The following is a 22,468-nucleotide window of genomic DNA, read 5'->3' as shown; positions in this document are numbered from 1 at the left end:
ATGCCTTGCAATCACCCACCAGCAGGCCGGGCAAACTGTTAGTAAATGTTAGTTTTCTGGCGAGTTGGAACGGGGCAAAAAGCCTGGCCACTACTAGGTAAAACTAGGTGCTGGCTGATAACGAAAAATAACGGTGGCTACTCCAGAAAACTCCAGTTTCCGACGAGCCTTGCTGCCCGGTTAACAGTGGGAGTTAACAACGCCGGTTAACAGCAGATGGAGGGCATGTAACAGACGGTGTAACAGCAGAATGGCTGGTTCGCACTGAGCTGGTTTGCACGGGTTCGCACCCGAAGACATGGTAGCCAGTGAGCCGGTTACCACGCTGGTTACCACCCAAAGCATGGAAAGTTGCAGGCTTGGTTGCAGGCTAAAAACCAAAAAAAGGACTGGTTGCCAAAGCAGAGGTTTCCACTCAGGTTTCCACGGAAAAGGCTGGTATCCAGTACGTGGTATCCACTCAGGTATCCACGGATAAGGGGTGTAAACAGTAATCGTGTAAACACTGGTGTAAACACAGAAACGAGACGTTTCCGAAGCAATACACCACACTGTTTTACTGACCATTAAGCAACTGCGCCGTCACGACATCCAGAAGCGGTGCAACAGCTCATCATCGAAGCGACACCACGATAACCCGGTTTTCCCCATCCATATAAATGCCATTTGCCTGTAGAATGCCATACGCCTATTCAAAATAAGATTAAGTGAAGTCAAAATGAAAAAAATCATCGCTGCTGCTATCGCACTATCGACACTTTCAGGCTGCGCGTCAGTGGTAAGTAGCAAGACACAGCCAGTCTCCGTGCAAACCATGCTGGATAACAAGGAAGTGTCTGGCGTCACATGCACACTGCAAAATGACGAAGGGAAATGGTTCGTAACCAGCCCTGGCACAACAGTTGTTCATAAGAGCACTGCTGACATGGCGGTCGACTGCAAAACTGATAGTGCCGCCGGCCATGAGACGGCTGTATCGAAAAGCAATGGTCCAGTATGGGGAAATATTCTCCTTGGTGGAGGCATCGGGTACATCGTAGACCGCAATACTGGTGCAGGGTTTGACTATCCGACCAACATTACAGTTATTTTGAAGAAGATCGAAGCAGCTGTTGGTCTCGCTCCTGCTACCCCTGGAACGACTGAGGTAGCTAAAAAGTAAGCCTGCCGTGTAAGAATTTCATTCTCTATACCCGCTTCGGCGGGTTTTTCATTTCAAACCGGCAACCGTCCGTCGCACTTCCCCAACACTTTTACTTGAATTTGTACGCAATCAGATAGGTACTTTTGCGCTTTCTGGGAAAGTCAGTAAACTACATATGTAATGTTATAACGTAACTAGAGTAAGCTATGCGACTCAGTGAAATACCAGCCCCCAGCCAGGTGCGGGATGCCCTGGTCTACGGCAGGCCCGGTGACTACCAGATAAAGATCAACGGCGACCCGCTGGAAACCAGAACAGGCCACGCCCGACGCTTCCGGCTCTGTGACAGCGCCGTCAATCTGCTCAATCAACACGGCCTGCGGACTATCCGCGTAGAGCTGGGAAGCGAGGCAATAGCATGACCATGACGACCGTAAAACTGGGCGGCCGGCTGGGGCAGGAGTTTGGCCAAGTATGGAAGCTGGACATTGACCGGCCGACAGAGGCCATTCGTGCCATCGAGGCAAACAGGCCGGGGTTTATCAAACGCATTCTGGAACTGTCGGACATGGGGTTGGTTTTCCGGTTGCGGCTGAACAAGCGGGCCATCGACGAAAATGAGTTTGATGCCCTGCATGGAGGCCAGACAGTGACCCTGATGCCGATTGTGCGGGGTGCTGGATCTGTTGGGAGAATTGTTATTGGCGCATCTCTTATCTATGCGGCAATCCAGATGGCCCCAGGAGCAGGACTTTCCGGCCTTACAACAGCATCAGGCGGACTTACCGCATACGGCTCTGTTGCCATGATGGGTGCATCCATGATGCTGGGGGGCGTGATCGAGATGCTGTCTCCACAGCAAAAGATAGGGGTCGCCGCTTCAAGCAGCAACCTATCGTCCTACGCTTTCGGTGGAACTGAAAACGTCGCCGGCCAAGGATATGCAGTCCCGGTCGGCTACGGCCGCATGCTGGTGGGCTCCGTCGCCGTTGCCGCCGGCGTCTACGCCGAAAACATGGGCAGTTACACCAACACCAACCCTACATTGAGCTGATCGTGATGAATCTTTTCCGTAAGCCCACACCAGCCCCTGCCGATGACGCGGCCGAGCTGGAACTGCTCAAGCTGCGCAATGCCCGAGATGACGCGCAGACCCGATACAACCGCGCCAAGGCCGAAGCCGACCGAGTAAGGGCCAATCCCGGTGCAGTCAGCGCCCTGATGCTGCAAGCCGCACTGGTGGAAGAACCAGCAGCGGCCCAGGCGCTGGAGGCGGCACTGTCCGAGTACGACGTGATGGCCTCCCACGTAGAGCAAGCCCGCAAGGATGCCGAGCAGAAGCGACTGGACGAAGAGAAGGCCGAAAAGGTGCGCGCCTACGAGGAGGCACTTGCCGCTTACCGCCAGGCTGCTGATGCACTGGTGGCGGCAGCGCCCAAAGTGCGCAGCCTTGCGGTGGAGGCTGGCGTGTACCTGCCCGACTGGCAAGGAGGCGATGATCTACTGTTTGACCAAAGCGCCGAGCCGCACATCTTAGGCGAGACTGTGGCCGGGTGGCAGACGGTCTAGCGGTGAGTGAGGCCGAGGCCCCCGAGCTGGGGGTTTCGACTGGCCGTCACATCACAGGCTCAAGAGTGCCCAAAATGGGGGGTACTTTTCGAAAAGTGTATAACTTTGCGTATAACTTTTCATTTTTCCAAATCTACATTGCTTAAAAACAAGGCTTTCAGACGTTTTTGTGACTCCCACAGCCACCTAATCTAGCCATCAATTTTGACGGAACCCTTTGAGAAACAAGGATTCCAGACAGAATTGGTGGCTTTTTTGTTGCCTTTTTACGGCTGAATAGCGCCGTTTTACGTGGGAGTGCGTAGCACTCTCTGTCCCAAATTATCCCCAATTACCCCAGCCCACCCTCGCGTGGGCTTTTTTATTAGAGATCACATGACCAAGCTTCACGTAGAGAACGACGCGCTGTTCCATGATCCGGACTGCAACGGGGCGACCAATGGCTGGCAGAGAACGGCTGCAAGCTGAATGTGGTCAGCAGTGCCGGCCGGCAAGGCAAGAAGGTTGCCCAGTGGAAACGAGAAAGGAACGGACGATGAACGACATCATTAAGCAGGTACAGGAGGCGTGCGCGAAGGCATGCGCCGATAAAGCACAAAAGCATTGATTGCTCAGGTTGGTGACCAAAGCGATTTATCTAACATCATACTTCGTCACCATGCATGTACTCATGTTGATTGCGCCGCCGCTATCCGCGCCCTCGACCTGTCTTGGCTGAGCGGGTGGCAGCCGGTTGAGACAGCGCCGAAGGATTTCGTCACCGAGTTTGACGGCTGGAATGGTGAGCGCGTGCCGAATGCAAGCTGGGCCAGGCCGTCCTGAGAGCCTAAAGGCGAATATGACTTTCGCATAAGTAAATATGAAGATGGATGGGGATGGAAAATAGTCCGGGTGCGAAACCTGAACCACTGGATGCCGCTACCCAATCCACCCAAGTCCTCCAAGTGAGGGCTTTTTTATCGAGTCACCCAGCCCTGCTCCGTGGCCACCGGTACGCCATCCACCATGTCGACAAGAATGAATGGCTTCATTTGCCCGTATGGGAATGGGGAGACCTGCACCGCCTCCGCCGCCTTGGCCATGGCATCGGCCTCAGCCTGGGTTTTCGGGTCGTAAGTGCTGTTGACGATACGGTCGTTCATTGCAGTCTCCTGCCGTTATTAATGACTGCATCCTGCCGTATCCGTTCGGATAGCGCCATCATAGATTTTGATGGAGTGATTACTTAATAATCAACATGTTGCGATTATCGAAACAGCCACCAAGACCAAACCCGCGCCAGCTCTTGCACCTCTACAGGCGACGGCGCGACGACTTTACCTGTCTCATTTGGGACACAAACACCAACCGAGCCGCCACTGTGCGGCTCTTTCACTTTGCAGGAGATGAGATGGGACTCGATGACATGCATCCATACGCAGCGCCAATGCTATCTGGGCATCCGGTTATCGTAAGCGAACTCGGTACGCATGTGCCGAAGATTCAAGTCAACCCACAGTTTCAGTGGATTCCCACCACACGGCAGGGACATCCGGGCGGGTAGCGCACTGGCATGCAATTTGCATTATTTGACTGCATACAGATCAGGGATGCCAATCATGCAAATATCCGCCACCACCAGCACTGGCAAGGTTTTCAGCGCCTATCAATCCACGGCCGCAGCGCAGGACAACAGTACCGTTACGGCCGCCCGGACGGCAAATATTGCCGACGTAGTCAGCATTTCCGCCGCAGCGCGGGCACAACTGGCCGCCGATGCAGCCAGCAGTGCCGGCTCCACGGTCAGTCTTGATACTGACAAAGGCAGTGTGGCGCTGAATCTGGATACGTATTTCTCAGCAAAACCCGCCAGCCAATCCGCGGAGCTCCCGCCTTTACTAATGCCGTCCCAGCGCAATATCGATGCACTGACGCAGCATATCAATCAGAAATTCCCGGCTTTCCTGTCCGAGAACGGCATTCCGGCTGCGCCGGCCAGCATCCGGTACGATGCCAATGGACAAGCTCAATTCCCGGCTGATTACCCCTATGCGACACAGCTGAAACAGGCTTTGCAGGACAATCCGGGAATGGCCAGAGAACTGAGCACCGTCAAGGCGCTTGGCGAATTCAAGAATCTACTGGATCAGAGCCAGCCCTTGCAGCAGGCATACTCAGCCGCCAGTACTCCGGCTGCGGTCGATAAGGCGGTCGCCAAAAATGCCTACCTGTTTGCAAACAGTCCGCAATCTGAAAACGCCTTACTGATTTTCGACGGCAATGGCCAGATGCGTATCGTCAGCCGACCAGACATGGCGAGCTGAACGCGATTAAAACAGCCTTGCCGGCCCAAAGCCTGCTGACCGCCAAGGCCGAGGCGCATCCACTCCGGCCCCGGCGCTGGCGCACCATGTGATCGCCGGGCGGCAGGACAGCCATCACTCGGCAACACCCCGCCATTAAAGAAATGCCCGGACAGTGGCAAGCGGGCTGTAACAATCTGAAGAATCGGCAGACTGGCAAGAAGCTCCCGTCTCTTCTGCGCTCCTTATCCTTCCCCTTGCCATGGGCATGGATCATAGAATTCCAGCATCCAACACAAGGGAGGTTTTATGCGATTTGGTCTATTGGTATTGCTGTTAGGATGCGGACTGGCTGGCTGCAGTGGCAAAGAGTCCACCACATCATCGGCAGCCCCTGCCAGCACAGCACCAGCCAATAATACGGCACACGAGCAAGTGGGCAGTCAAACCTTGGCGGAAGAGCGATCTCTTGATCAGATTGCCGCCGCGGAGCCAGTAACAGTCCCGCGTCATCACTATGTGATCGAGGAAAATGGCGAGTACGGCTATGAACCCAGCGTCAGTCAGACCCAACGACAGAACGGGCAGGTTGCGGCAGATATCTCGATGGTCAGATACCGTGGCGTCATCAAGGGCTATCACACCCTGACCTCCACCAAGAACCGCATCACCACAACATTGCGTTGCAAAGACCCCTGCGAGTTTGCCAAAATCAGCAATTCGGTCGGCAACATTACTTCAGATCCGGAAACCATGCGCCTGGCTCAGGGCTCGCTTGGCTGGGCAATGACGCAAGATGCCATGAACGGCCAACTCCAGGTCTACCGCAAACCGTAATACCCAGGATACCTGCCTGAGCGCAGGTATCTCCCAGCACCACTGCCTGCCCACCAGCGGCATCACTCAGCCGGCTGGGCTGGCGCATCACACCGCCAGCGGCTCCAGCTTGCGCAGCCGCAGGGCAATCAGCAGCAGTGCCAGCAAGCCCAGCGCAATCATCGCTGCCACACCATTCCACTTGCCCATGCCCCACAGCAGGCCGGAGAAGGACCCCACCACACTGGAACCCAGATAATAGGCTGTCAGGTAAAACGCCGAGGCCAAGGCCTTGCCGCGCTGCGCACGGCGGCCTATCCAGCTGCTGGCCACCGAGTGCCCGCCGAAAAAGCCAAAGGTAAACAAGGCAATGCCCGGCACCATCAGCCACAGCGAATCCGCCAGCGTGCACAGCAGCCCGGCAGCCATCAGCAGCACCATCAGCCACAGCATATTGCGGCGGCCAAAGCGGTCGGCCATGCGCCCCACCCAGGCCGAGGCCCAGATGCCCACCATGTACAGCGAGAACACAAAGCCCAGCACGCTATGGCTGAGATTGAAGGGCGCGGCCAGCAGGCGGAAACCCAGGTAGTTGTACAGGCTGACAAAGCAGCCCATGAACAGGAAGGCCGACAGGAACAACCAGGGCAGGCCGCCATCGGCAAAATGGCTGGCCACGTCGCGGCGGAACTCGGCCAGGTTGAATGGCAGCGGCTTGAAGTGGCGCGAGTCCGGCAGGCTGCGCCAGAACTCGATGGCACCGGCCACGCCCAGCACACCCAGTGCCAGCACGGCGGCGCGCCAGCCAAAGTGATCGGCAATCACCGCGGCCAGAAAGCGCCCGCTCATGCCGCCCAGCGCATTGCCGGCGATATACAGGCCGATGGAATGTCCCAGCGACAGCGGCTCCACCTCCTCGCTCAGATAAGCCATGGCCACTGCGGGCAAGCCCGCCAGTACCACACCGAACAGGGCACGCAGATAGAGAAACTGCTGAAAGCCGGGCGCAAAGGCCGCCAGCAGCATCAGCAAGGCCGCCAGGCTGAGCGCGATATTCATCACCGGCTTGCGCCCCACCTTGTCCGCCAGAAAGCTGGCCGGAATCAGCGCCAGCGCCAGGCCAGTGGTGGGCACCGACAGCACGCTGCTGGCTGCCGCCGGGCTCAGGGCAAAGTCCTGCGCAAACATCGGCATCAGCGGCTGCATGCTGTACAGCATGGAAAAGGTGCAGAAGCCGCCCACGAACATGGCACGCGCAGTAGCGCGAAATGCGGGCGAACCGGCTTGCAGGCGAGGACTGGCGGAAATGGTGTTCTCCTGTGAGGCAGCGGGGCCTGCATGTAGCGTAGCAGCACAGGAAGCAGAATCGGGAGGCATGATGAAACCGGTAGCAGTGATACAGGGTTTGAGCTTAGCCCTTGACAAAACAGCAGTCCAATATATCTTTACTGAATTATTAATACTTTAAAAGTATCAATATGGAACTGCGCCACCTGCGTTATTTCGTCACCGTTGCCGAAGAACTGCACTTCACCCGTGCTGCCGAACGGCTGCACATGGCCCAGCCACCGCTGTCCCAGCAGATACAGTCCCTGGAAGCCGAGCTGGGCGTGGCCTTGTTTCTGCGGGAAAAGCGCAAGGTGGAACTGACCGCCGCCGGTCAGCAGTTTCTGCTGCGCGCCCGGCGTATTCTGGCCGATACCGAAGAGGCCGCCGAACTGGCCAGACGCGCCGCCCGCGGCGAGGTGGGCGAGCTGCGCATCGGCTTTACCTCCTCGCTGCCGCTTACCCCCATCCTGCCGGCGGCGCTGCATGCCTATCGCCAGCATTACCCGGCGGTGCGGCTGACCTTGCGCGAAATGTTCACCACCGACCAGTTTTCCGCCTTGCAGCAACAGGACATCGACGTCGGCTTTGTCCGCTTCAACGGCCTGTCTCCGGCCGCCAACATCCTGGTGCAGGAACTGCGGCGCGACCCGCTGCTGGTGGTGATCAACAGCAACCACCCGCTGGCGGGTGAGCCCAGACTGTCGCTGGGGCAATTGCGTGACGAGGGCATGATCAGCTATCCGCGCAGTGCCGGTACCGGGCTGCACACGGTCATCCGCCAGCTGTGCGAAGCCTGCGGCTTCGAGCCACGCATCACCCAGGAAGCGGGCGAAGCCACCACCCAGGTGGGGCTGGTGGCTGCCGGGCTGGGCATTGCCATCCTGCCCTCGCCGCTGGAGTGCGTGCAGCTGCCCGGGGTGCGCTATATCCCGCTGACCGACGACGGTGCCTATCTGGCCATGGGCATTGCCACCCGCGAGGGCGACAGCTCGCCGCTGGTGACCGGTTTCATTGCCCACCTGTGGGATGAAATCCCTGCCAGCTGATCCGCTGCTGGCAAGTTGTTGCATTTTGTCTATCCAGAATTGGCAAAAATGGCCGATTTTCCAAGGAGAGCACCCGGATTCTTCGCCAATGGCGGCCCCATCCCTCATTTGCAGGATGGTCAGCCCTGCCTTGCTGCATGACACTGACTCCACAATAAGAGCGACTGACAAACACCCTGCCGCTGCGTTGCGCCTCCTTGCCGTACTCCTGGTACTGTCTGCGTCGGCGCGCCTTGCCCCAGGGACGCTACGCTATTTTGTTAGCCGCTCTACAGGACAGACGGCAGGCCACGCAGCCACCGCACGCCATACAGAGGAGAACACCATGCAGCAGCCATCAGACCGCCAGCCGGACCTGGCCATGTTCAGCGCCATCTTGCTGGAAATCTATCGCCTGGCGCGCGAGGAGTCGCTGGAGCGCTTTCACCACACCGTGCTGGAGTGCCTGCGCCCGCAACTGCACTTCGACAAGGCCTGGTGGGGCCGCGCCGCCCAGGCGGCGGATGGCCCGCACGAGCACAGTTCCTTTCTGTTTGGCCTGCCGGATCACTATATCGATGACTGGAAAGCCATCCGCCAGCACGATATCACCGTGACACGGGTGCATGCCCACCCCGGCCAGGCGGTGGTGGTGGACATGCTGGCCGACGATGCGCCGCCGCAACTGCACTGGCTGGGCCAGCGCCATGGCATTGGCGAATTGCTGTGCGTGATCCACATCGACCCGGTCACCCAGCTGAGCGACCATCTGGCGCTATACCGCCGCCCCGGCGCCACGCCATTTGGCGCTGCCGACAGCCTGTTGCTGTCCTGCCTGATGCCACACCTGGCCTCCACCGTGGCCATCAACCAGATCCGCACCCTGCAGGCGTTGCGCGAAACACTCAGCGGCCCGCGGCTGGCCATGGCGGTGTGTGACCAGCACGGCACCCTGCATTGTGCCGAACCCGGTTTTGTCGACCTGCTGCTCACCGAATGGCCGCAGTGGACCGGCCCCGCCCTGCCCGCCGGGCTGTCACCACAGGGGCATGACGGTGCCCGCCTCAGTATCGAAGCCCGCCGCAGCAGCGACCTCTACCTGCTGACCGCCCGCTACCGCTGCGCCATGGAACAGCTTTCCAGCCGCGAAACCGATGTCGCCCGCCTGTTTGGCGAAGGGCTCACCTACAAGGACATCGCACGCAAACTGGGCCTGTCGCCACATACCGTGCGCCATCACATCCGCGCCATCTACGCCAAGCTGGGTATCAAGGGCAAGGCGGGCATCGCCCATCTCTTGCACCAGCAAGCGCCATTCGGCTGATCTCCCCAGCCTGCTGATTCCACCCCTACGTCGCTGAAGCTGCCATGGTCCGCCATGGCTGGCAGGGACAGCTGCGTCCACGTTTTTTCGCCCACCCACCCATAGGAGCATGCCATGCCCCCGTTTCGCCCCGTTCTGACCGCGCTGGCGGCCAGCCTCTTGCTCGCCAGCCAACCCGGCCATGCCGCCGACACCAATGCCCGTGACTTCTTCAGCGCACCGGTCGGCACCTCGCTGGGCGTGCTGTACCTGCCCGTCACCTGGGCCGACAGCTTTCACTCGGCCAGCGGCAACGACGACCACGCCCGGCTGAATGTAGAGGCCATGGCCTGGCGCCAGCTGTGGTTTTCCGATATCTGCGGCACGCTGTGCACACCGCAGTTCATCATTCCGGCCGCGCACATCAAGACCACCCTGCCCGGCAGCCAGACCAGCCAGCAGGACAGCGGCATTGGCGACCCGCAAGTGGGTGGCACGCTGTTCTTCATCAACCAGCCGGACCAGCGCGAATACAGCGGCCTGCTGACGCTGATCACCCTGCCGGTGGGCAGTTATGACGCGCAGCACCCGGATGTTTCCGCCGGGGCAAACCGCTGGGGCGCCACCTTTCTCTACAACTACACCCGCGGCCTAGGCAAGAACTGGGTGCTGGAGGCCTCGCTGGAAGCCCAGCTCTACGGCAACAACGACAACTATCTCGGCAGCAGCCTGAAACAGCAGCCGCTGTACCGCTTGCAGGCTTTTGCCTCCTACGACTTCACGCCAGCTACCTATGGCGCGCTGCGGCTGTACCACAGCCGTGGCGGCGCCTGGCGCCTGAATGGACAGGAAGTGCCGGACACCCGGCAGAACAGTACCCAGCTCGGCGTGGAACTGGGCCACTGGCTGGACAAGCAAGACCAGCTGCTGCTGATGCTGGCGCGCAACGTCCATACCACCAACAGCTTTGACAGCAGCCAGGCCATGCTGCGGCTGGTACATGTTTTCTGAGCTGGCTGCGCGACAAGAACATCCGCCCGACGGATCACCCACTACCGAGGAAAATCCATGAACACACTCTCCCAGGCCAGGCCTGCCGAGGCCCAGCCCACCGAGCGCTCGGCCATGGCCGCCATTGTCGGCTTTGCCGCCATCGTCCCCGCCGTGCTGATGATGGCCCCAGCGGTGGCCAGCCAGTTGGCCAGCCAGCTGCAACTGGGGCCGATCGACATCGGCAAGCTGTTTTCGGCCGAACTGGGCGCCATGAGCCTGGCCACGTTGCCGGCATGGTTCTGGCTGCCCCGCGTCAACTGGCGCAGCGCCGCCTGGCTGGCGGTGGCGGTCTTCATCGCCGCCAATCTGCTGTCGGCCACCACCGTCAGCTATCCGCTGCTGCTGGGCCTGCGTTTTGTCAGTGCGCTGGCTGGCGGATCACTGATGATTCTGTGCCTGTCCGCTGCTGCCACCCTGCGCAACCCGGACCGGGCCTATGGCCTGTGGGTAATGGGCCAGCTGGCGCTGGGTGCCGCCGGGCTGGTGGCGATGCCATCCTTGTTCGCCCGCTTCGGCATTGCCGCCTGCTATGTTGGCCTGGCCTTGCTGATGGCCTTGTGTGCCCCGTTGGCACGCTGCTTTCCCCAGGGCCAGCAAGCAAGCGCGCAACAAGCCGCACCATCCACCACGCAGCACCGCCGTGGCCGCGCCACCCTGGGCATCCTCGCCACGCTGGCGTTTTACATCAGCCTGAGCGGGGTATGGACCTTCATCGGCCAGATCGCCCGGCAATCCGGCATTGATCCGCAGCAAAGCGGCAATATCTTCGCCATCGCCACCCTGCTGGGCGTGGCCGGTGCCGGCACTGCCTCACTGATTGGCCGCCGCCTGCCGCGCGCCCAACTGCTGCTGGCCGGTTTTGCCATGATGATGGCCGCCATGCTGCTGTTGCTGAATGCCCCGGCGCTGGCGCGCTTTGCCACGGCGGCGCTGCTGTTCAAATTCAGTTGGACCTTCATCCTGCCTTTCATCCTGGCCACGCTGGCCGACATCGACCACAGCGGCAAGCTGATGAATGCCACCAATCTGGTGATCGGTGGCGGCCTGGCCATCGGCCCGGCGCTGGCCGGCCAACTGATTGCCGCCAATGGCGGCAGCCTGCATCTGCTATTGCTGCTGGCCACCCTGGTGGCCGCCCTGTCGCTGGCCTTGTTGCTATCGCTCCAAGCACCCCACCCCAACCCTGCCCACGCCTGAAGCCGAGGAGAAACCATGACTTCCGCTACCGCCTTTTATTTTGATGAAATCTGCATGTGGCACAGCACCGGCCTGCATGCACTGACGCTGCCGGTGGGCGGCTGGGTACAACCCCCCGCGGCTGCCGGCCATGCCGAATCACCGGAAACCAAGCGCCGCCTGAAAAACCTGCTGGATGTGGCCGGCATCAGTCGCCAGCTGCAGCAACGCTCGGCCGAACCGGCCAGCCACAGCGACCTGCTGCGCGTGCATGACGCCGCTTATCTGGATCATTTCAAGCTGGTCAGCGATGCCGGCGGCGGTGAAATCGGCCCGCAAGCCGCCATCGGCCCCGGCAGCTACGACATTGCCTGCCGCTCGGCCGGGCTGGCCATGGCCGCCGTAGAGGCGGTATGGCGCGGCGAGGTGGCCAACGCCTATGTGCTGACGCGGCCACCGGGTCACCACTGCCTGCCGGATGCCGCCATGGGCTTTTGTTTCCTGTCCAATATCGCCATCGCCATCGAGGCGGCCAAGGGGCGCTACGGCATAGAACGGGTGGCGGTGCTGGACTGGGACGTGCACCACGGCAACGGCACCCAGGCCATCTACTACCAGCGCCCCGATGTGCTGACCATGTCCATGCACCAGGATGGCTGCTTCCCGCCGGGCTACAACGGCAGCGAGGACCGGGGCGCAGGGGCCGGGCTGGGCGCCAATATCAATATCCCGCTACTGCCGGGCAGCGGCCACGATGCCTATCTGTACGCCATGCAGCGTATCGTGCTGCCGGCGCTGGCGCGCTATCAGCCGCAGCTGATCATCGTCGCCTGCGGCTATGATGCCAATGCGGTAGATCCGCTGGCGCGCATGCAGGCGCACAGCGACACCTTCCGCCAGATGACCAGCCTGCTGCGCAGCTTTGCCGAACAACACTGTGAGGGGAAACTGGTGCTGATGCACGAAGGCGGCTACTCCGAAGCCTATGTGCCGTTCTGCGGCCTGGCCACCATCGAGGCGCTGTCCGGCCTGCGCAGCGAAGTGGTCGACCCGCTGCTGGACTTCATCAAGCAGCAACAGCCCTGCACGGCCATGCTGCAGTTGCAGCGCCAGTTGCTGGATGGCATGGCCAGCCTGCACGGGCTGTAGCAGGCTCGAATGACCATGCACAAGGCCCGCAAATGGCGGGCCTTGTTGCATTACCGGCTTATTGCCGGAAAACAGCGTTTATTGCTGCTGTTCCGCTGGCTGCGGCATGCTGCTGCCCTGCTCCGGTGATGCATCAGGCAGATTGCCTTGTGGTGCCGAAGCCTCTGGCTGCTCTGACTGTGTCTGCGGCGCGGGCGTGGCGGCAAACACCAGATTGATCAATCCCAGGCTGGCCGGGGGCAGGGAGAGCATGGCAACAACAAGCATGGTCTTTTGCATCGGCTTCTTTCTGTATGGTTGGAAGACCAGCCTGCCATTGCAAGCACCATGCCAGTTGTACATTTTTCTTGTAAAACAACAACTTGCCGGCATAAGCAACCGACCAGGCCCTGCCCTTTGTCGGCAATGAGCGACACCAGCAGCATACCGTGACGCAAGCCATTGAAATGGCAGCATTATTTCCGTCGCCAGATGGCGACAGCCCTGCCCCAGCCGCAGCAGACTGCTGATTTGACAGTGTTTTCCCGCAAGACCGGCATGAAAAAACCCGCCGCAGCGGGTTGGCAGGTGAAACGGAAGGGCTGGTCAGGCTGGTTTGTTACCCAGCTTGAGTTTGCCGGCCAGCCAGGTGTGGTCGTAGCTGACAATCTCGAAGGGGTTGCCAAACGGGTCGACAAAGCTGATGGAACAGAAAAACTGGTGATCCACCACCGAATCGCGCGCCACGGTCTGACCGGCACGGTCAATCACCCGCTCACCGGCCAGCTGGTCTATCCACTCGAGGAAGTCCTGGCCATTGACCAGAAAAGCCACCGAGCCGGGTTCGCATACCGGCTTGTCTTCCTGCGAAATGGCCAGCCGCACCGAGCCATTGCTGTTCATCAGCATCACGACACCATGCGGGCCGCTCTGCATGTGCTTGTAGCGGCTGTCCGGCGCCAGGTTCAACACGCGCTGGTACCAGTTCTGCGCCTTTGCCAGATCGGTGACACGGACATGGATATGGTCAATCTTGCCAAGCGATAGCATTGCATCCTCATCGGGTGTGGGTGACGCGGCCACCAGGTGGCGCGCGCTCATTCTACGGTGTTTGCCGCAGCCGGCAACAATGCGGCTCGCTGCTGCCGGCTGTGGCTTGGTACTGCGCTGCCTGTGCCGCGCTCAGGAGCGCGCTTGCAGCAGCGGCTTGAGATAACGGCCGGTATGGCTGACCGGATTGTCCGCCACCTGTTCCGGCGTGCCGGTGGCAATGATCTGGCCGCCACCCGCTCCGCCTTCCGGGCCAAGGTCGATCAGCCAGTCAGCGGTCTTGATCACATCCAGATTGTGTTCGATCACCACCACGGTATTGCCGTTTTCACGCAGACGATGCAGCACCTGCAGCAACAGGTCGATATCGTGGAAATGCAGGCCGGTGGTCGGTTCATCCAGAATATACAAAGTACGGCCGGTGTCACGCTTGGACAGTTCCAGCCCCAGCTTGACCCGTTGTGCCTCGCCACCGGACAGCGTGGTGGCGCTCTGCCCCAGGCGGATATAGCCCAGGCCCACATCCATCAGGGTCTTGAGCTTGCGGGCGACCGCCGGTACCACGCTGAAGAAGTCCAGCGCCTGTTCCACCGTCATGTCCAGCACTTCGTAAACATTCTTGCCCTTGTACTGCACTTCCAGCGTTTCGCGGTTGTAGCGCTTGCCATGGCACACATCGCAGGGCACGTAGATGTCCGGCAAAAAGTGCATTTCCACCTTGATCACCCCATCGCCCTGGCAGGCTTCGCAGCGACCGCCCTTGACGTTGAAGCTGAAGCGGCCCGGACCATAGCCACGCTCGCGTGACAGCGGCACCCCGGCAAACAGTTCGCGGATGGGCGTGAACAGGCCGGTGTAGGTGGCCGGGTTGGAGCGCGGGGTGCGGCCAATCGGGCTTTGATCGACATTGATCACCTTGTCCAGCAGGCCCAGGCCCTCGATGCTGTCGTATGGTGCCGGTTCTTCACTGGCACCATTCAGATCGCGCGCGGCAATCTTGTACAGGGTGTCGTTGATCAGAGTGGACTTGCCGGAACCGGATACCCCGGTAATGCAGACCAGCATGCCCAGCGGCAATTCCAGCGAGACATTTTTCAGGTTGTTGCCGGTGGCGCCATGCAGCTTCAGCACCCGCTCCGGGTTGACCGCGCGGCGCTCACCCGGCCAGTTGATACGACGGCGGCCGGACAGGAAGGCACCGGTCACCGAATTTTCACTGGCGGCAACGTCAGCCGGGGTACCGGCCACCAGCACTTCGCCACCGTGTTCGCCAGCGCCGGGCCCCATGTCCACCAGGTAATCCGCGGCACGGATGGCATCTTCATCGTGTTCTACCACAATCACGCTGTTGCCGATGTCGCGCAGGCGCATCAGCGTGGCCAGCAGGCGGTCGTTATCGCGCTGGTGCAGGCCGATGGACGGTTCGTCCAGCACATACATCACCCCGGTCAGGCCGGAACCGATCTGGCTGGCCAGACGGATACGCTGTGCCTCGCCACCGGACAGGGTATCGGCGGAACGTGACAGGTTGAGGTAATCCAGCCCGACATTATTGAGGAAGGACACCCGCTCGCTGATTTCCTTGACGATTTTCTCGGCCACCGCATGTTTGTGGCCGCTGATGCTCAGCTGGGCAAAAAAGGCCGCGGTTTCTTTCAGCGGCAGCTGGTTCAGCTCGTGCAGGGTCCGCCCGCCAATGAAAACGTGACGGGCTTCCAGCCGCAGGCGCGAGCCCTGGCAGTGCGGGCAGGGCTGGTTGTTCTGGTACTTGGCCAGTTCTTCGCGCACCGCGCTGGAGTCGGTTTCACGGTAGCGGCGTTCCAGATTGGGAATGATGCCCTCAAACGGATGAGCGCGGGTAAAGCGCGTGCCCTTCTCCGACATATAGACAAATTCGATGCTGTCGCGCCCGGAACCGTGCAGCACCACATGGCGCACTTTTTCCGGCAGGTCTTCAAAGGCCAGCTCGGTAGGCGAGAAACCGTAATGCTCGCCCAGCGCCAGCAGCATCTGGAAGTAAAACTGGTTGCGCTTGTCCCAGCCCTTGATGGCGCCAGCGGCCAGCGTCAGTTCCGGGTGGGCCACCACGCGTTTGGGGTCGAAAAAGGTGATTTCGCCCAGGCCATCGCACTTGGGGCAGGCCCCCATCGGGTTGTTGAAGGAGAACAGGCGCGGCTCCAGCTCCGGCAGGCTGTAGCTGCACACCGGGCAGGCAAACTTGGCCGAGAACCAGTGTTCCTCACCGCTATCCATCTCCACCGCAATGGCGCGGCCTTCGGCATGGCGCAGGGCGGTTTCAAAGCTTTCCGCCAGCCGCTGCTTCATGTCCTCGCGCACTTTCAGGCGGTCGATCACCACCTCGATGGTGTGCTTCTTGTTCTTGTCCAGCTTGGGCAGGCTGTCGATTTCGTAGACTTCGCCATCCACCCGTACGCGGATGAAGCCCTGGGCGCGCAAGTCGTCAAACAGATCCAGGTTTTCGCCCTTGCGGCCGACAATCACCGGCGCCAGGATCATCACCCGCGTTTCTTCCGGCAGTGCCAGCACATGGTCCACCATCTGGCTGACGGTTTGCGAAGCCAGCGGCACGCCGTGTTCCGGGCAATGCGGCTCGCCCACACGGGCAAACAGCAGGCGCAGGTAGTCGTGGATTTCCGTGACAGTACCCACGGTGGAGCGCGGGTTGTGACTGGTGGCTTTCTGTTCGATGGAAATGGCCGGCGACAGCCCCTCGATCAGGTCGACATCCGGCTTTTCCATCAATTGCAGAAACTGGCGGGCATAGGCCGACAGGCTCTCCACATAGCGGCGCTGCCCCTCGGCATACAGGGTGTCGAAAGCCAGCGAGGACTTGCCGGAACCGGACAGGCCGGTGATGACGATCAACTGGTTGCGCGGCAAGTCCAGATTGACGTTTTTCAGATTGTGCGTCCGAGCGCCACGAATGCGGATGGTGTCCATGTGTGAGAGCGTTACTCAGTCGGTCGGGGAACCTGATAATATACCCGACTTGGCGACTGCCGCTCCAGCTAAGTATGCGCTGCAGCAAAAAACCGGCTCAGCCGAAAGCCGGTGTGGCGGTAAACCGCCCGCCATGAACCGCGTTAAAAGCCTTACTCCTGAATCGATAACGACAACACACATGAATTCGCTTGAATTGCGCGCCAGCCTGGGGCTGGCCGGTATTTACGCCCTGCGCATGCTGGGCATGTTCCTGATCCTGCCGGTGTTTGCCATTTATGCGCAAACCCTGCACGGGGCCGACAACCACACGCTGATTGGCCTGGCACTGGGCAGCTACGGCCTCACCCAGGCCCTGCTGCAACTGCCGCTGGGCATGTTGTCCGACCGCATCGGCCGCAAGAAGGTGATTTACGGCGGACTTCTGCTGTTTGCCATCGGCAGCTTCGTGGCTGCCGGGGCGCATGATATTGTCACCCTCACCATCGGCCGCGTGATCCAGGGCTCCGGTGCCATCTCCGCCGCCATCACCGCCCTGCTGGCCGACCTGACCCGCGAAGAGAACCGCACCCGCGCCATGGCCATGATAGGCATGAGCATCGGCACCACCTTTGCTGTCAGCCTGGTTGCCGGCCCGCTGCTGGCGCAGTACATCGGCGTCAACGGCATCTTTGCCCTCACCGGCGTGCTGTCGCTGGCAGCCTTGGTGGGCGTATGGCTGATCATCCCGAATCCGGCCATCTCGCGCTTCCACTCGGATACCGAAGCCAATACCAAGCGCCTGCCAGCGGTACTGAAAAACCCGCAACTGCTGCGCCTCAATTACGGTATTTTTGCGCTGCATGCGGCGCAGATGGCCATGTTCGTCACCATTCCCTTTGCCCTGATCAAGACCGCCGGTCTCGACAAGGCCCACCACTGGGAGGTGTACCTGCCGGTCACGGTCATCGGCTTTCTGCTGATGGTGCCGGCCATCATCTACGGCGAGAAGAAATCCAAGCTGAAGCAGGTATTCATTGCCGCCATCGCCATCATGACCGTCGCCCAGCTGGGCATGGCGCTGGCACTGGACAGTTTCTGGCAGATCGTGGTGTGGCTGGGCCTGTATTTCATCGCCTTCAATATCCTGGAAGCCACCCTGCCCTCGCTGATTTCGAAAATTGCCCCGGCCGATGCCAAGGGCACTGCCATCGGTGTGTATAATACGGCGCAGTCCTTTGGCCTGTTCATGGGCGCTGCTGCTGGCGGCTGGCTGTACGGCCACTATGGCGCTGCCGGCGTATTCGGCTTTACCAGCGTGCTGATGGCCAGCTGGCTGCTGGCCTCCTTCAGCATGCAGGCCCCGCAGGCCGTGCGTTCGGTGATGTTCCACATCGGCGAAGACTGGCGCGGCAGCCCGCAGCAGCTATCGCAGCAGCTGTCGGCACTGGCCGGTGTCAGCGAAGCGGTGGTGGTGCTGGAGGACCGTGTCGCCTACCTGAAGGTATCGCAACAAAGCTGGGACGAAGCCGCAGTCAAACAGCTGATCCAGGCTACTTATTAATGCCAGCGCGGCTATTGCCACAGCGTGTCTGGCCCTACAATCACGCGTCGGCCGTGTCCGGCGCAGCATCAATGAATCGAATCGGAGACCCCACATGAACAGCATCACTTTTGACGGACGCCTGGCGGCAGACGCCGAACTGCGCTACACCCCCAGTGGCGAACCGGTGCTGAGCTTCCGCGTGGCCAGCGACATCGGCTTTGGCGAGCGCAAGACCACCAACTGGTTTAGCTGCCAGGTATGGGGCAAGCGCGGCGAATCGCTGAAAAACTTCCTCAGCAAGGGCCAGCAAGTGACCGTATACGGCCAGCTCACCCTGCGCGAATGGCAGAACAAGGAAGGCCAGAAACAACTGTCGCCTGATGTGCGCGTAAACGAACTGAGCCTGCAAGGCGGCAAGCGCGAAGGCGGCTCGTCCATGGACGACAACTACGCCTATGGCGAGCCGGCAGCCCAGTCCCGCCCGGCCGCACCGCCGGCGGCACCGCGCCGCATGGAAGCCAAGCCGGCACCCAAGCTGGACGACATGGACGACGACATCCCCTTCTGACTTACACCTGAGAGTTATTTGTAAAGTATCCCCCCAAACCCCCGCCCTGCGGGGGTTTTGCATTCTGCATTGGCTCGCATTGACTGCGCACAAGACAGCAGCCGGGCAACAGGCAGCAGTCCCATGGCTTCACTATCCGCCACCGCCGCGCAGCCTGTTGCGCAAGCAGACCATGCGCGCCAGTCGGCAGGCCGTGCTTCAGCCCATCCCACCCTTCCCCAGGAAAATAAAAAATGGCTGCTTCCACATGGAAAGCAGCCATCTGGCCATCTGGTCGATGCGGCCGGAGCCGTGCTGTTTACCTGCTAGCGCCACTCCGGCCTTATGGTGTGCACACAGATCCGGCTAAATCGACCGGACTTCTTGCAACAAGGCATTGGCGGCCAATTTGCCGATATTGTTGGCGGCCAGTGGGCTATCACCAGTGATCAGCTTTCTATCCTGATAACACTGGCCGCTAATCCCGCTATTCAGTATCTCGACGCCCAGCTTGGCCAGGCTTTCCGCCAAAGGCCAAGGCAAGGGGCCGGGCATGTAGCCGATCTGGATATTGGCGCCTTGATCCAGGGCATCAGGAAAAACACAGATCTTGTAACCCTTGTAAATATAGTCTTCCGGCGCTTCATCCACGGCCGGGGCCAGGAGACAGGCCGGGCCATGGCACAAGGTAATCACGTATTTATCCTTGGCCATCGCCCACAGCAGCAAGTCTTTCACTTCCTTGCTATGTGGAATGCCCACCAAGGCGCCATGACCACCCGGAACAAAGACGGCAATATAGGGAGAGTCGTCATTCACGCTTTGCGCCATCACGTCGGCAAGCTTCAGTGGCGATTTGAATTGATCGCGATACTTGGCGTAGACCCCTTTCACGGTGTCATCTTCGCCCGGCATCGCCCACATTTCCAACTTGACCGGATTGCCCGACAGGGTGGCCACATCGATCTCAAAGCCGGCACGGTCCATGTGATACATGGGGAGCAGCGTTTCAACCGGGTGGTTGCCCGTGGAGAACATGGTGCCGTTTTGCATCAGCACATAGCGCTCGTCGCTTGCCACCATCAAAACCTTCCACTTGCCGCCGCTGTAGGGCTGCGGGTAGTCCGTACCATCAAAGTCCGTTCTGGATGAGGTGTATTGGCTCAAGGAGTATGGCGAAGGGAAAAAGGCATTGTCCTCGGCAGGATCTGGCGTGGGTGCTTTGCTTAATTCAGCGGTTTGATCGGTCATGAGGCTCTCCTGTGATAGATGTGCAAGCACCGTGCCGGGCAGGCCGTGAATGCCGGCAGTGGCAGCTGCGCCATCAATATATAGTTTCTACTGTTATATTGATTGCTTGATAAATGCAACAGAGTGTTTCACCGGCAAGACAGCGCTTGCGGCAGACATCAAGAGGAGGTTTCCGGTATGTTGATCCCATCCATCAACAGGGTGTGCCCGCGCAATGTATGACCTGAATGCACTGTATTACTTTGCCCAGATTGTTGACCATGGCGGGTTTGGAGCGGCCAGCCGCGCCACTGGCGTTTCCAAATCCAGGCTCAGCCGCAGCATCCAGGAGCTGGAAAGCTATCTTGCTGCGCGTCTGATCAACCGTTCCACCCGCCATTTTGCGGTGACTGATCTGGGACAGGAATTTTACGTGCACTGCCAGCAGGTGCTGACTGCCAGCGAAGCTGCCCGGGCATCCGTCGAGAAAAAGCAGGTCGTGCCGCAAGGCACGGTGCGGATCAGCTGCCCCACGGCCTTGTTGAACTTTGTCGTAGCCGGGATGATTTCGCGCTTCATGACACGCTTCCCGCTGGTGAAGGTGCAGATAGAAAGCACCAATCGCGAAGTGGATGTATTAAGGGAAGGGCTGGATTTGGCCTTGCATGCCAAAACGCCGCCATTTGAAGATAGCGGCTTGGTGATGAAGAGACTTTCGCGCAGCCCGCAAGAACTGGTGGCCAGCCCGCAGTTTCTGCAGCAGCATGGCTGCCCGGGCTCAGTGCAGGAACTCAGCCAGCTGCCCAGCCTGCACTGGGGGCTGCAACGTCGCAACTATGCCTGGCAGCTGCAGGGGCCCGCTCAGCAATCGCTGCACATCCCCCACACGCCAAGGCTGGTTAGTGATGACATCATCACCATCCGCCGGCTGGCGCTTGATCATGGCGGGATTGCACAATTGCCACTGCTGGTGTGTTTCAAAGACCTGAACCAGCAACTGCTGGTCCCGGTACTGCCCGACTGGAAACCACCGGAGGCGGTTGTGTATGCGCTGTTTCCATCCCGGCAGGGCTTGTTGCCCTCCGTGCGCAGCTTGCTGGATTTCCTGACTGACAGCTTTGGCGAGATGGACTTTTCAAACTTGCAGGCAAACTACCGACAAAGCGGTGATGCTGATGCCTGCTTCATGCGGGACTAAGGCCGCTCAGCTGCCCGCGGCACCGGCCAAGCCATGCGGGAAGCCGCTATCGACACCCCGACCATGACCGGAAAAGTGCCGGGAGGCTGACGCCTCCCGGCACACCGTCTGGCTGACGATTCGGGCTGAAGAGTATCAGCTCAGGCTGTTGGACAATGCGGCAATGTGCTCCGGCGTGATGCCGCAGCAACCGCCGACAATGCCCGCGCCCTTGCCCACCCAGCGCTCGGCCCAGCCCAGATAGTTTTGCGGGGTCAGGTCGGCGCGGATTTCATCCAGCGTGGCATTGGCCTTGGCATCCTTCGGAGTCGGGGGAAAGGCATTGGCGTACACCCCCAGTTGCAACTGGCCGCCTTGCTGCTGCAGCACCGCATTGGCGGCATCCAGCGCCGCTTCCATCACTTCCGGCTGGCTGCAGTTGAACAGCACCGCCGCCGCACCCAGGCGGATGGCTTCGGCCACGGCTTCGCTGACGGTTTCGCCAGAGCGCAGCCGCGCCACCGCATCAGTATCTTCATCCTGCAGGGTGAAGGACAGCCACAGCGGCTTGTCCTGCTCGCCCAGCGCCTGGCGCACCGCACGCACCTCGGCCAGCGAGCTTTGCGTCTCGGCCAGCCACACATCCACATAGGGTGCCAGGCCGGCAATCAGCACGCGGTGAATGGCCAGCGAGTCGGCCTCGTTGAACAGGTCCGGCCGGTAGGAACCCAGTGCCGGCGGCAAGGAGCCGGCCACGGTCACCGCGTGGCTTGCCTTGTCGGCGCTGCGGCGCGCCAGTTCACCGGCCAGCGCAGCCAGTCGCTCGCCATGCTGTTCGAAACGCTGCTGGCCAATGTGAAAGGGCACCACCGCATAGCTATTGGTGGTAATGACGCGGGCACCGGCATTCACAAAGGCATCGTGTGCCTGCTCGACAAAATGCGGGCCCTCCAGCAAGGCCAGCGCCGACCATTCCGGTTGCTGGAACGGTGCGCCAATGCGTTTGAGTTCGCGGCCCATGCCGCCATCGAGAATAAGGATTTGGCTCATGATGTTATCCATGCATTCCCCACCCATACCGGAAAATTCCGTAGTGATGATGAGAAAATGTTATATTCTTATAAAGAAACAAGTTGGTATTTATTATAATAGT

Annotated in this window: 22 protein-coding genes; 15 read left to right on the top strand and 7 right to left on the bottom strand. The window is 60.1% G+C overall.

The window, feature by feature from the left end; all coding sequences use genetic code 11:
* Nucleotides 1–718 precede the first annotated feature (718 nt).
* From DFR38_RS00485 to DFR38_RS21815, 4 genes are all read left to right on the top strand, one after another.
* On the top strand, nucleotides 719–1,162 hold the full coding sequence (locus tag DFR38_RS00485; protein WP_059285516.1) for a putative periplasmic lipoprotein: 444 nt from the start codon (nucleotides 719–721) through the stop codon (nucleotides 1,160–1,162).
* 400 nt (nucleotides 1,163–1,562) lie between these two features.
* Nucleotides 1,563–2,198, top strand: a complete 636-nt coding sequence (locus tag DFR38_RS00480; protein ID WP_110312844.1) for a tail assembly protein — start codon at nucleotides 1,563–1,565, stop codon at nucleotides 2,196–2,198.
* Between the two features lie 5 nt (nucleotides 2,199–2,203).
* On the top strand, nucleotides 2,204–2,713 hold the full coding sequence (locus DFR38_RS00475; protein ID WP_059285519.1) for a hypothetical protein: 510 nt from the start codon (nucleotides 2,204–2,206) through the stop codon (nucleotides 2,711–2,713).
* 849 nt (nucleotides 2,714–3,562) lie between these two features.
* A complete protein-coding gene (locus DFR38_RS21815) occupies nucleotides 3,563–3,661 on the top strand; it encodes a DUF551 domain-containing protein (protein ID WP_110312907.1) in 99 nt (32 codons plus the stop codon).
* A gap of 8 nt (nucleotides 3,662–3,669) precedes the next feature.
* On the opposite strand, the gene DFR38_RS00465 is transcribed toward DFR38_RS21815, so the two are convergent.
* A complete protein-coding gene (locus DFR38_RS00465; RefSeq protein ID WP_059285520.1) occupies nucleotides 3,670–3,855 on the bottom strand; it encodes a hypothetical protein in 186 nt (61 codons plus the stop codon).
* Between the two features lie 456 nt (nucleotides 3,856–4,311).
* Here DFR38_RS00465 and DFR38_RS00460 point away from each other — a divergent pair, with 456 nt between their 5' ends.
* Nucleotides 4,312–5,016 carry a hypothetical protein gene (locus DFR38_RS00460; RefSeq protein WP_146215878.1) on the top strand — a complete coding sequence of 235 codons (705 nt, stop codon included), beginning with the start codon at nucleotides 4,312–4,314 and terminating at the stop codon, nucleotides 5,014–5,016.
* 288 nt (nucleotides 5,017–5,304) lie between these two features.
* Nucleotides 5,305–5,832, top strand: a complete 528-nt coding sequence (locus DFR38_RS20810; RefSeq protein WP_146215877.1) for a hypothetical protein — start codon at nucleotides 5,305–5,307, stop codon at nucleotides 5,830–5,832.
* Between the two features lie 87 nt (nucleotides 5,833–5,919).
* Here DFR38_RS20810 and DFR38_RS00450 read toward each other — a convergent pair whose 3' ends face one another.
* Nucleotides 5,920–7,188, bottom strand: a complete 1,269-nt coding sequence (locus tag DFR38_RS00450) for an MFS transporter (protein WP_110312843.1) — start codon at nucleotides 7,186–7,188, stop codon at nucleotides 5,920–5,922.
* A 101-nt stretch (nucleotides 7,189–7,289) separates the two neighbouring features.
* Here DFR38_RS00450 and DFR38_RS00445 point away from each other — a divergent pair, with 101 nt between their 5' ends.
* The 5 genes from DFR38_RS00445 to DFR38_RS00425 all read left to right on the top strand — a co-directional run bounded on the left by DFR38_RS00445 (nucleotide 7,290) and on the right by DFR38_RS00425 (nucleotide 12,846).
* Nucleotides 7,290–8,186: a LysR family transcriptional regulator gene (locus tag DFR38_RS00445; protein ID WP_059286699.1), complete on the top strand. Its 897-nt coding sequence runs from the start codon at nucleotides 7,290–7,292 to the stop codon at nucleotides 8,184–8,186.
* 325 nt (nucleotides 8,187–8,511) lie between these two features.
* Nucleotides 8,512–9,489: a helix-turn-helix transcriptional regulator gene (locus DFR38_RS00440; RefSeq protein ID WP_059286700.1), complete on the top strand. Its 978-nt coding sequence runs from the start codon at nucleotides 8,512–8,514 to the stop codon at nucleotides 9,487–9,489.
* A gap of 114 nt (nucleotides 9,490–9,603) precedes the next feature.
* Nucleotides 9,604–10,479, top strand: a complete 876-nt coding sequence (locus tag DFR38_RS00435; RefSeq protein ID WP_110312842.1) for a transporter — start codon at nucleotides 9,604–9,606, stop codon at nucleotides 10,477–10,479.
* A gap of 57 nt (nucleotides 10,480–10,536) precedes the next feature.
* Complete coding sequence (locus tag DFR38_RS00430; protein ID WP_059286702.1) at nucleotides 10,537–11,718, top strand: MFS transporter; 1,182 nt, start codon at nucleotides 10,537–10,539, stop codon at nucleotides 11,716–11,718.
* Between the two features lie 15 nt (nucleotides 11,719–11,733).
* Nucleotides 11,734–12,846, top strand: a complete 1,113-nt coding sequence (locus tag DFR38_RS00425; protein WP_059286703.1) for a class II histone deacetylase — start codon at nucleotides 11,734–11,736, stop codon at nucleotides 12,844–12,846.
* A 78-nt stretch (nucleotides 12,847–12,924) separates the two neighbouring features.
* Here the strand turns inward: DFR38_RS00425 and DFR38_RS00420 are convergent, their stop codons facing one another.
* From DFR38_RS00420 to uvrA, 3 genes are all read right to left on the bottom strand, one after another.
* Complete coding sequence (locus DFR38_RS00420; RefSeq protein WP_110312841.1) at nucleotides 12,925–13,125, bottom strand: hypothetical protein; 201 nt, start codon at nucleotides 13,123–13,125, stop codon at nucleotides 12,925–12,927.
* Between the two features lie 306 nt (nucleotides 13,126–13,431).
* Nucleotides 13,432–13,875 carry a VOC family protein gene (locus DFR38_RS00415; RefSeq protein WP_059286705.1) on the bottom strand — a complete coding sequence of 148 codons (444 nt, stop codon included), beginning with the start codon at nucleotides 13,873–13,875 and terminating at the stop codon, nucleotides 13,432–13,434.
* Between the two features lie 132 nt (nucleotides 13,876–14,007).
* On the bottom strand, nucleotides 14,008–16,836 hold the full coding sequence (gene uvrA, locus DFR38_RS00410) for an excinuclease ABC subunit UvrA (RefSeq protein WP_059286706.1): 2,829 nt from the start codon (nucleotides 16,834–16,836) through the stop codon (nucleotides 14,008–14,010).
* 181 nt (nucleotides 16,837–17,017) lie between these two features.
* Here uvrA and DFR38_RS00405 point away from each other — a divergent pair, with 181 nt between their 5' ends.
* From DFR38_RS00405 to DFR38_RS20805, 3 genes are all read left to right on the top strand, one after another.
* A complete protein-coding gene (locus tag DFR38_RS00405; RefSeq protein ID WP_059286707.1) occupies nucleotides 17,018–18,379 on the top strand; it encodes an MFS transporter in 1,362 nt (453 codons plus the stop codon).
* A gap of 94 nt (nucleotides 18,380–18,473) precedes the next feature.
* On the top strand, nucleotides 18,474–18,929 hold the full coding sequence (locus DFR38_RS00400) for a single-stranded DNA-binding protein (protein ID WP_110312840.1): 456 nt from the start codon (nucleotides 18,474–18,476) through the stop codon (nucleotides 18,927–18,929).
* Nucleotides 18,930–19,052: 123 nt separating this feature from the next.
* Nucleotides 19,053–19,238, top strand: a complete 186-nt coding sequence (locus DFR38_RS20805; protein ID WP_146215876.1) for a hypothetical protein — start codon at nucleotides 19,053–19,055, stop codon at nucleotides 19,236–19,238.
* Nucleotides 19,239–19,274: 36 nt separating this feature from the next.
* On the opposite strand, the gene hchA is transcribed toward DFR38_RS20805, so the two are convergent.
* Nucleotides 19,275–20,159 carry a glyoxalase III HchA gene (hchA, locus tag DFR38_RS00395; RefSeq protein ID WP_059287132.1) on the bottom strand — a complete coding sequence of 295 codons (885 nt, stop codon included), beginning with the start codon at nucleotides 20,157–20,159 and terminating at the stop codon, nucleotides 19,275–19,277.
* A 214-nt stretch (nucleotides 20,160–20,373) separates the two neighbouring features.
* Between hchA and DFR38_RS00390 the strand changes: the two genes are divergently transcribed.
* On the top strand, nucleotides 20,374–21,336 hold the full coding sequence (locus DFR38_RS00390) for a LysR substrate-binding domain-containing protein (protein WP_110312839.1): 963 nt from the start codon (nucleotides 20,374–20,376) through the stop codon (nucleotides 21,334–21,336).
* Between the two features lie 135 nt (nucleotides 21,337–21,471).
* Here DFR38_RS00390 and DFR38_RS00385 read toward each other — a convergent pair whose 3' ends face one another.
* Nucleotides 21,472–22,365 carry a homocysteine S-methyltransferase family protein gene (locus DFR38_RS00385; RefSeq protein ID WP_059287135.1) on the bottom strand — a complete coding sequence of 298 codons (894 nt, stop codon included), beginning with the start codon at nucleotides 22,363–22,365 and terminating at the stop codon, nucleotides 21,472–21,474.
* Nucleotides 22,366–22,468 lie beyond the last annotated feature (103 nt).

Origin of the sequence: Aquitalea magnusonii, from assembly GCF_003202035.1 — a bacterium.
GTDB lineage: Bacteria > Pseudomonadota > Gammaproteobacteria > Burkholderiales > Chromobacteriaceae > Aquitalea > Aquitalea magnusonii.
Note: the sequence above shows the minus strand (reverse complement) of the source record. Positions and strands in the feature narration are given on the sequence as shown.

What these genes read in the sequence shown, in the direction of transcription:
- hchA (WP_059287132.1), bottom strand. Translation starts at nt 20,159, where the DNA reads ATGACCGATCAAACCGCTGAATTAAGCAAAGCACCCACGCCAGATCCT.
- DFR38_RS00430 (WP_059286702.1), top strand. Translation starts at nt 10,537, where the DNA reads ATGAACACACTCTCCCAGGCCAGGCCTGCCGAGGCCCAGCCCACCGAG.
- DFR38_RS00400 (WP_110312840.1), top strand. Translation starts at nt 18,474, where the DNA reads ATGAACAGCATCACTTTTGACGGACGCCTGGCGGCAGACGCCGAACTG.
- uvrA (WP_059286706.1), bottom strand. Translation starts at nt 16,836, where the DNA reads ATGGACACCATCCGCATTCGTGGCGCTCGGACGCACAATCTGAAAAAC.
- DFR38_RS00385 (WP_059287135.1), bottom strand. Translation starts at nt 22,365, where the DNA reads ATGAGCCAAATCCTTATTCTCGATGGCGGCATGGGCCGCGAACTCAAA.
- DFR38_RS00480 (WP_110312844.1), top strand. Translation starts at nt 1,563, where the DNA reads ATGACCATGACGACCGTAAAACTGGGCGGCCGGCTGGGGCAGGAGTTT.
- DFR38_RS00450 (WP_110312843.1), bottom strand. Translation starts at nt 7,188, where the DNA reads ATGCCTCCCGATTCTGCTTCCTGTGCTGCTACGCTACATGCAGGCCCC.
- DFR38_RS00425 (WP_059286703.1), top strand. Translation starts at nt 11,734, where the DNA reads ATGACTTCCGCTACCGCCTTTTATTTTGATGAAATCTGCATGTGGCAC.
- DFR38_RS00445 (WP_059286699.1), top strand. Translation starts at nt 7,290, where the DNA reads ATGGAACTGCGCCACCTGCGTTATTTCGTCACCGTTGCCGAAGAACTG.
- DFR38_RS00435 (WP_110312842.1), top strand. Translation starts at nt 9,604, where the DNA reads ATGCCCCCGTTTCGCCCCGTTCTGACCGCGCTGGCGGCCAGCCTCTTG.
- DFR38_RS00465 (WP_059285520.1), bottom strand. Translation starts at nt 3,855, where the DNA reads ATGAACGACCGTATCGTCAACAGCACTTACGACCCGAAAACCCAGGCT.
- DFR38_RS00485 (WP_059285516.1), top strand. Translation starts at nt 719, where the DNA reads ATGAAAAAAATCATCGCTGCTGCTATCGCACTATCGACACTTTCAGGC.
- DFR38_RS00415 (WP_059286705.1), bottom strand. Translation starts at nt 13,875, where the DNA reads ATGCTATCGCTTGGCAAGATTGACCATATCCATGTCCGTGTCACCGAT.
- DFR38_RS20810 (WP_146215877.1), top strand. Translation starts at nt 5,305, where the DNA reads ATGCGATTTGGTCTATTGGTATTGCTGTTAGGATGCGGACTGGCTGGC.
- DFR38_RS00405 (WP_059286707.1), top strand. Translation starts at nt 17,018, where the DNA reads ATGAATTCGCTTGAATTGCGCGCCAGCCTGGGGCTGGCCGGTATTTAC.
- DFR38_RS20805 (WP_146215876.1), top strand. Translation starts at nt 19,053, where the DNA reads ATGGCTTCACTATCCGCCACCGCCGCGCAGCCTGTTGCGCAAGCAGAC.
- DFR38_RS00390 (WP_110312839.1), top strand. Translation starts at nt 20,374, where the DNA reads ATGTATGACCTGAATGCACTGTATTACTTTGCCCAGATTGTTGACCAT.
- DFR38_RS00420 (WP_110312841.1), bottom strand. Translation starts at nt 13,125, where the DNA reads ATGCAAAAGACCATGCTTGTTGTTGCCATGCTCTCCCTGCCCCCGGCC.
- DFR38_RS00460 (WP_146215878.1), top strand. Translation starts at nt 4,312, where the DNA reads ATGCAAATATCCGCCACCACCAGCACTGGCAAGGTTTTCAGCGCCTAT.
- DFR38_RS00475 (WP_059285519.1), top strand. Translation starts at nt 2,204, where the DNA reads ATGAATCTTTTCCGTAAGCCCACACCAGCCCCTGCCGATGACGCGGCC.
- DFR38_RS00440 (WP_059286700.1), top strand. Translation starts at nt 8,512, where the DNA reads ATGCAGCAGCCATCAGACCGCCAGCCGGACCTGGCCATGTTCAGCGCC.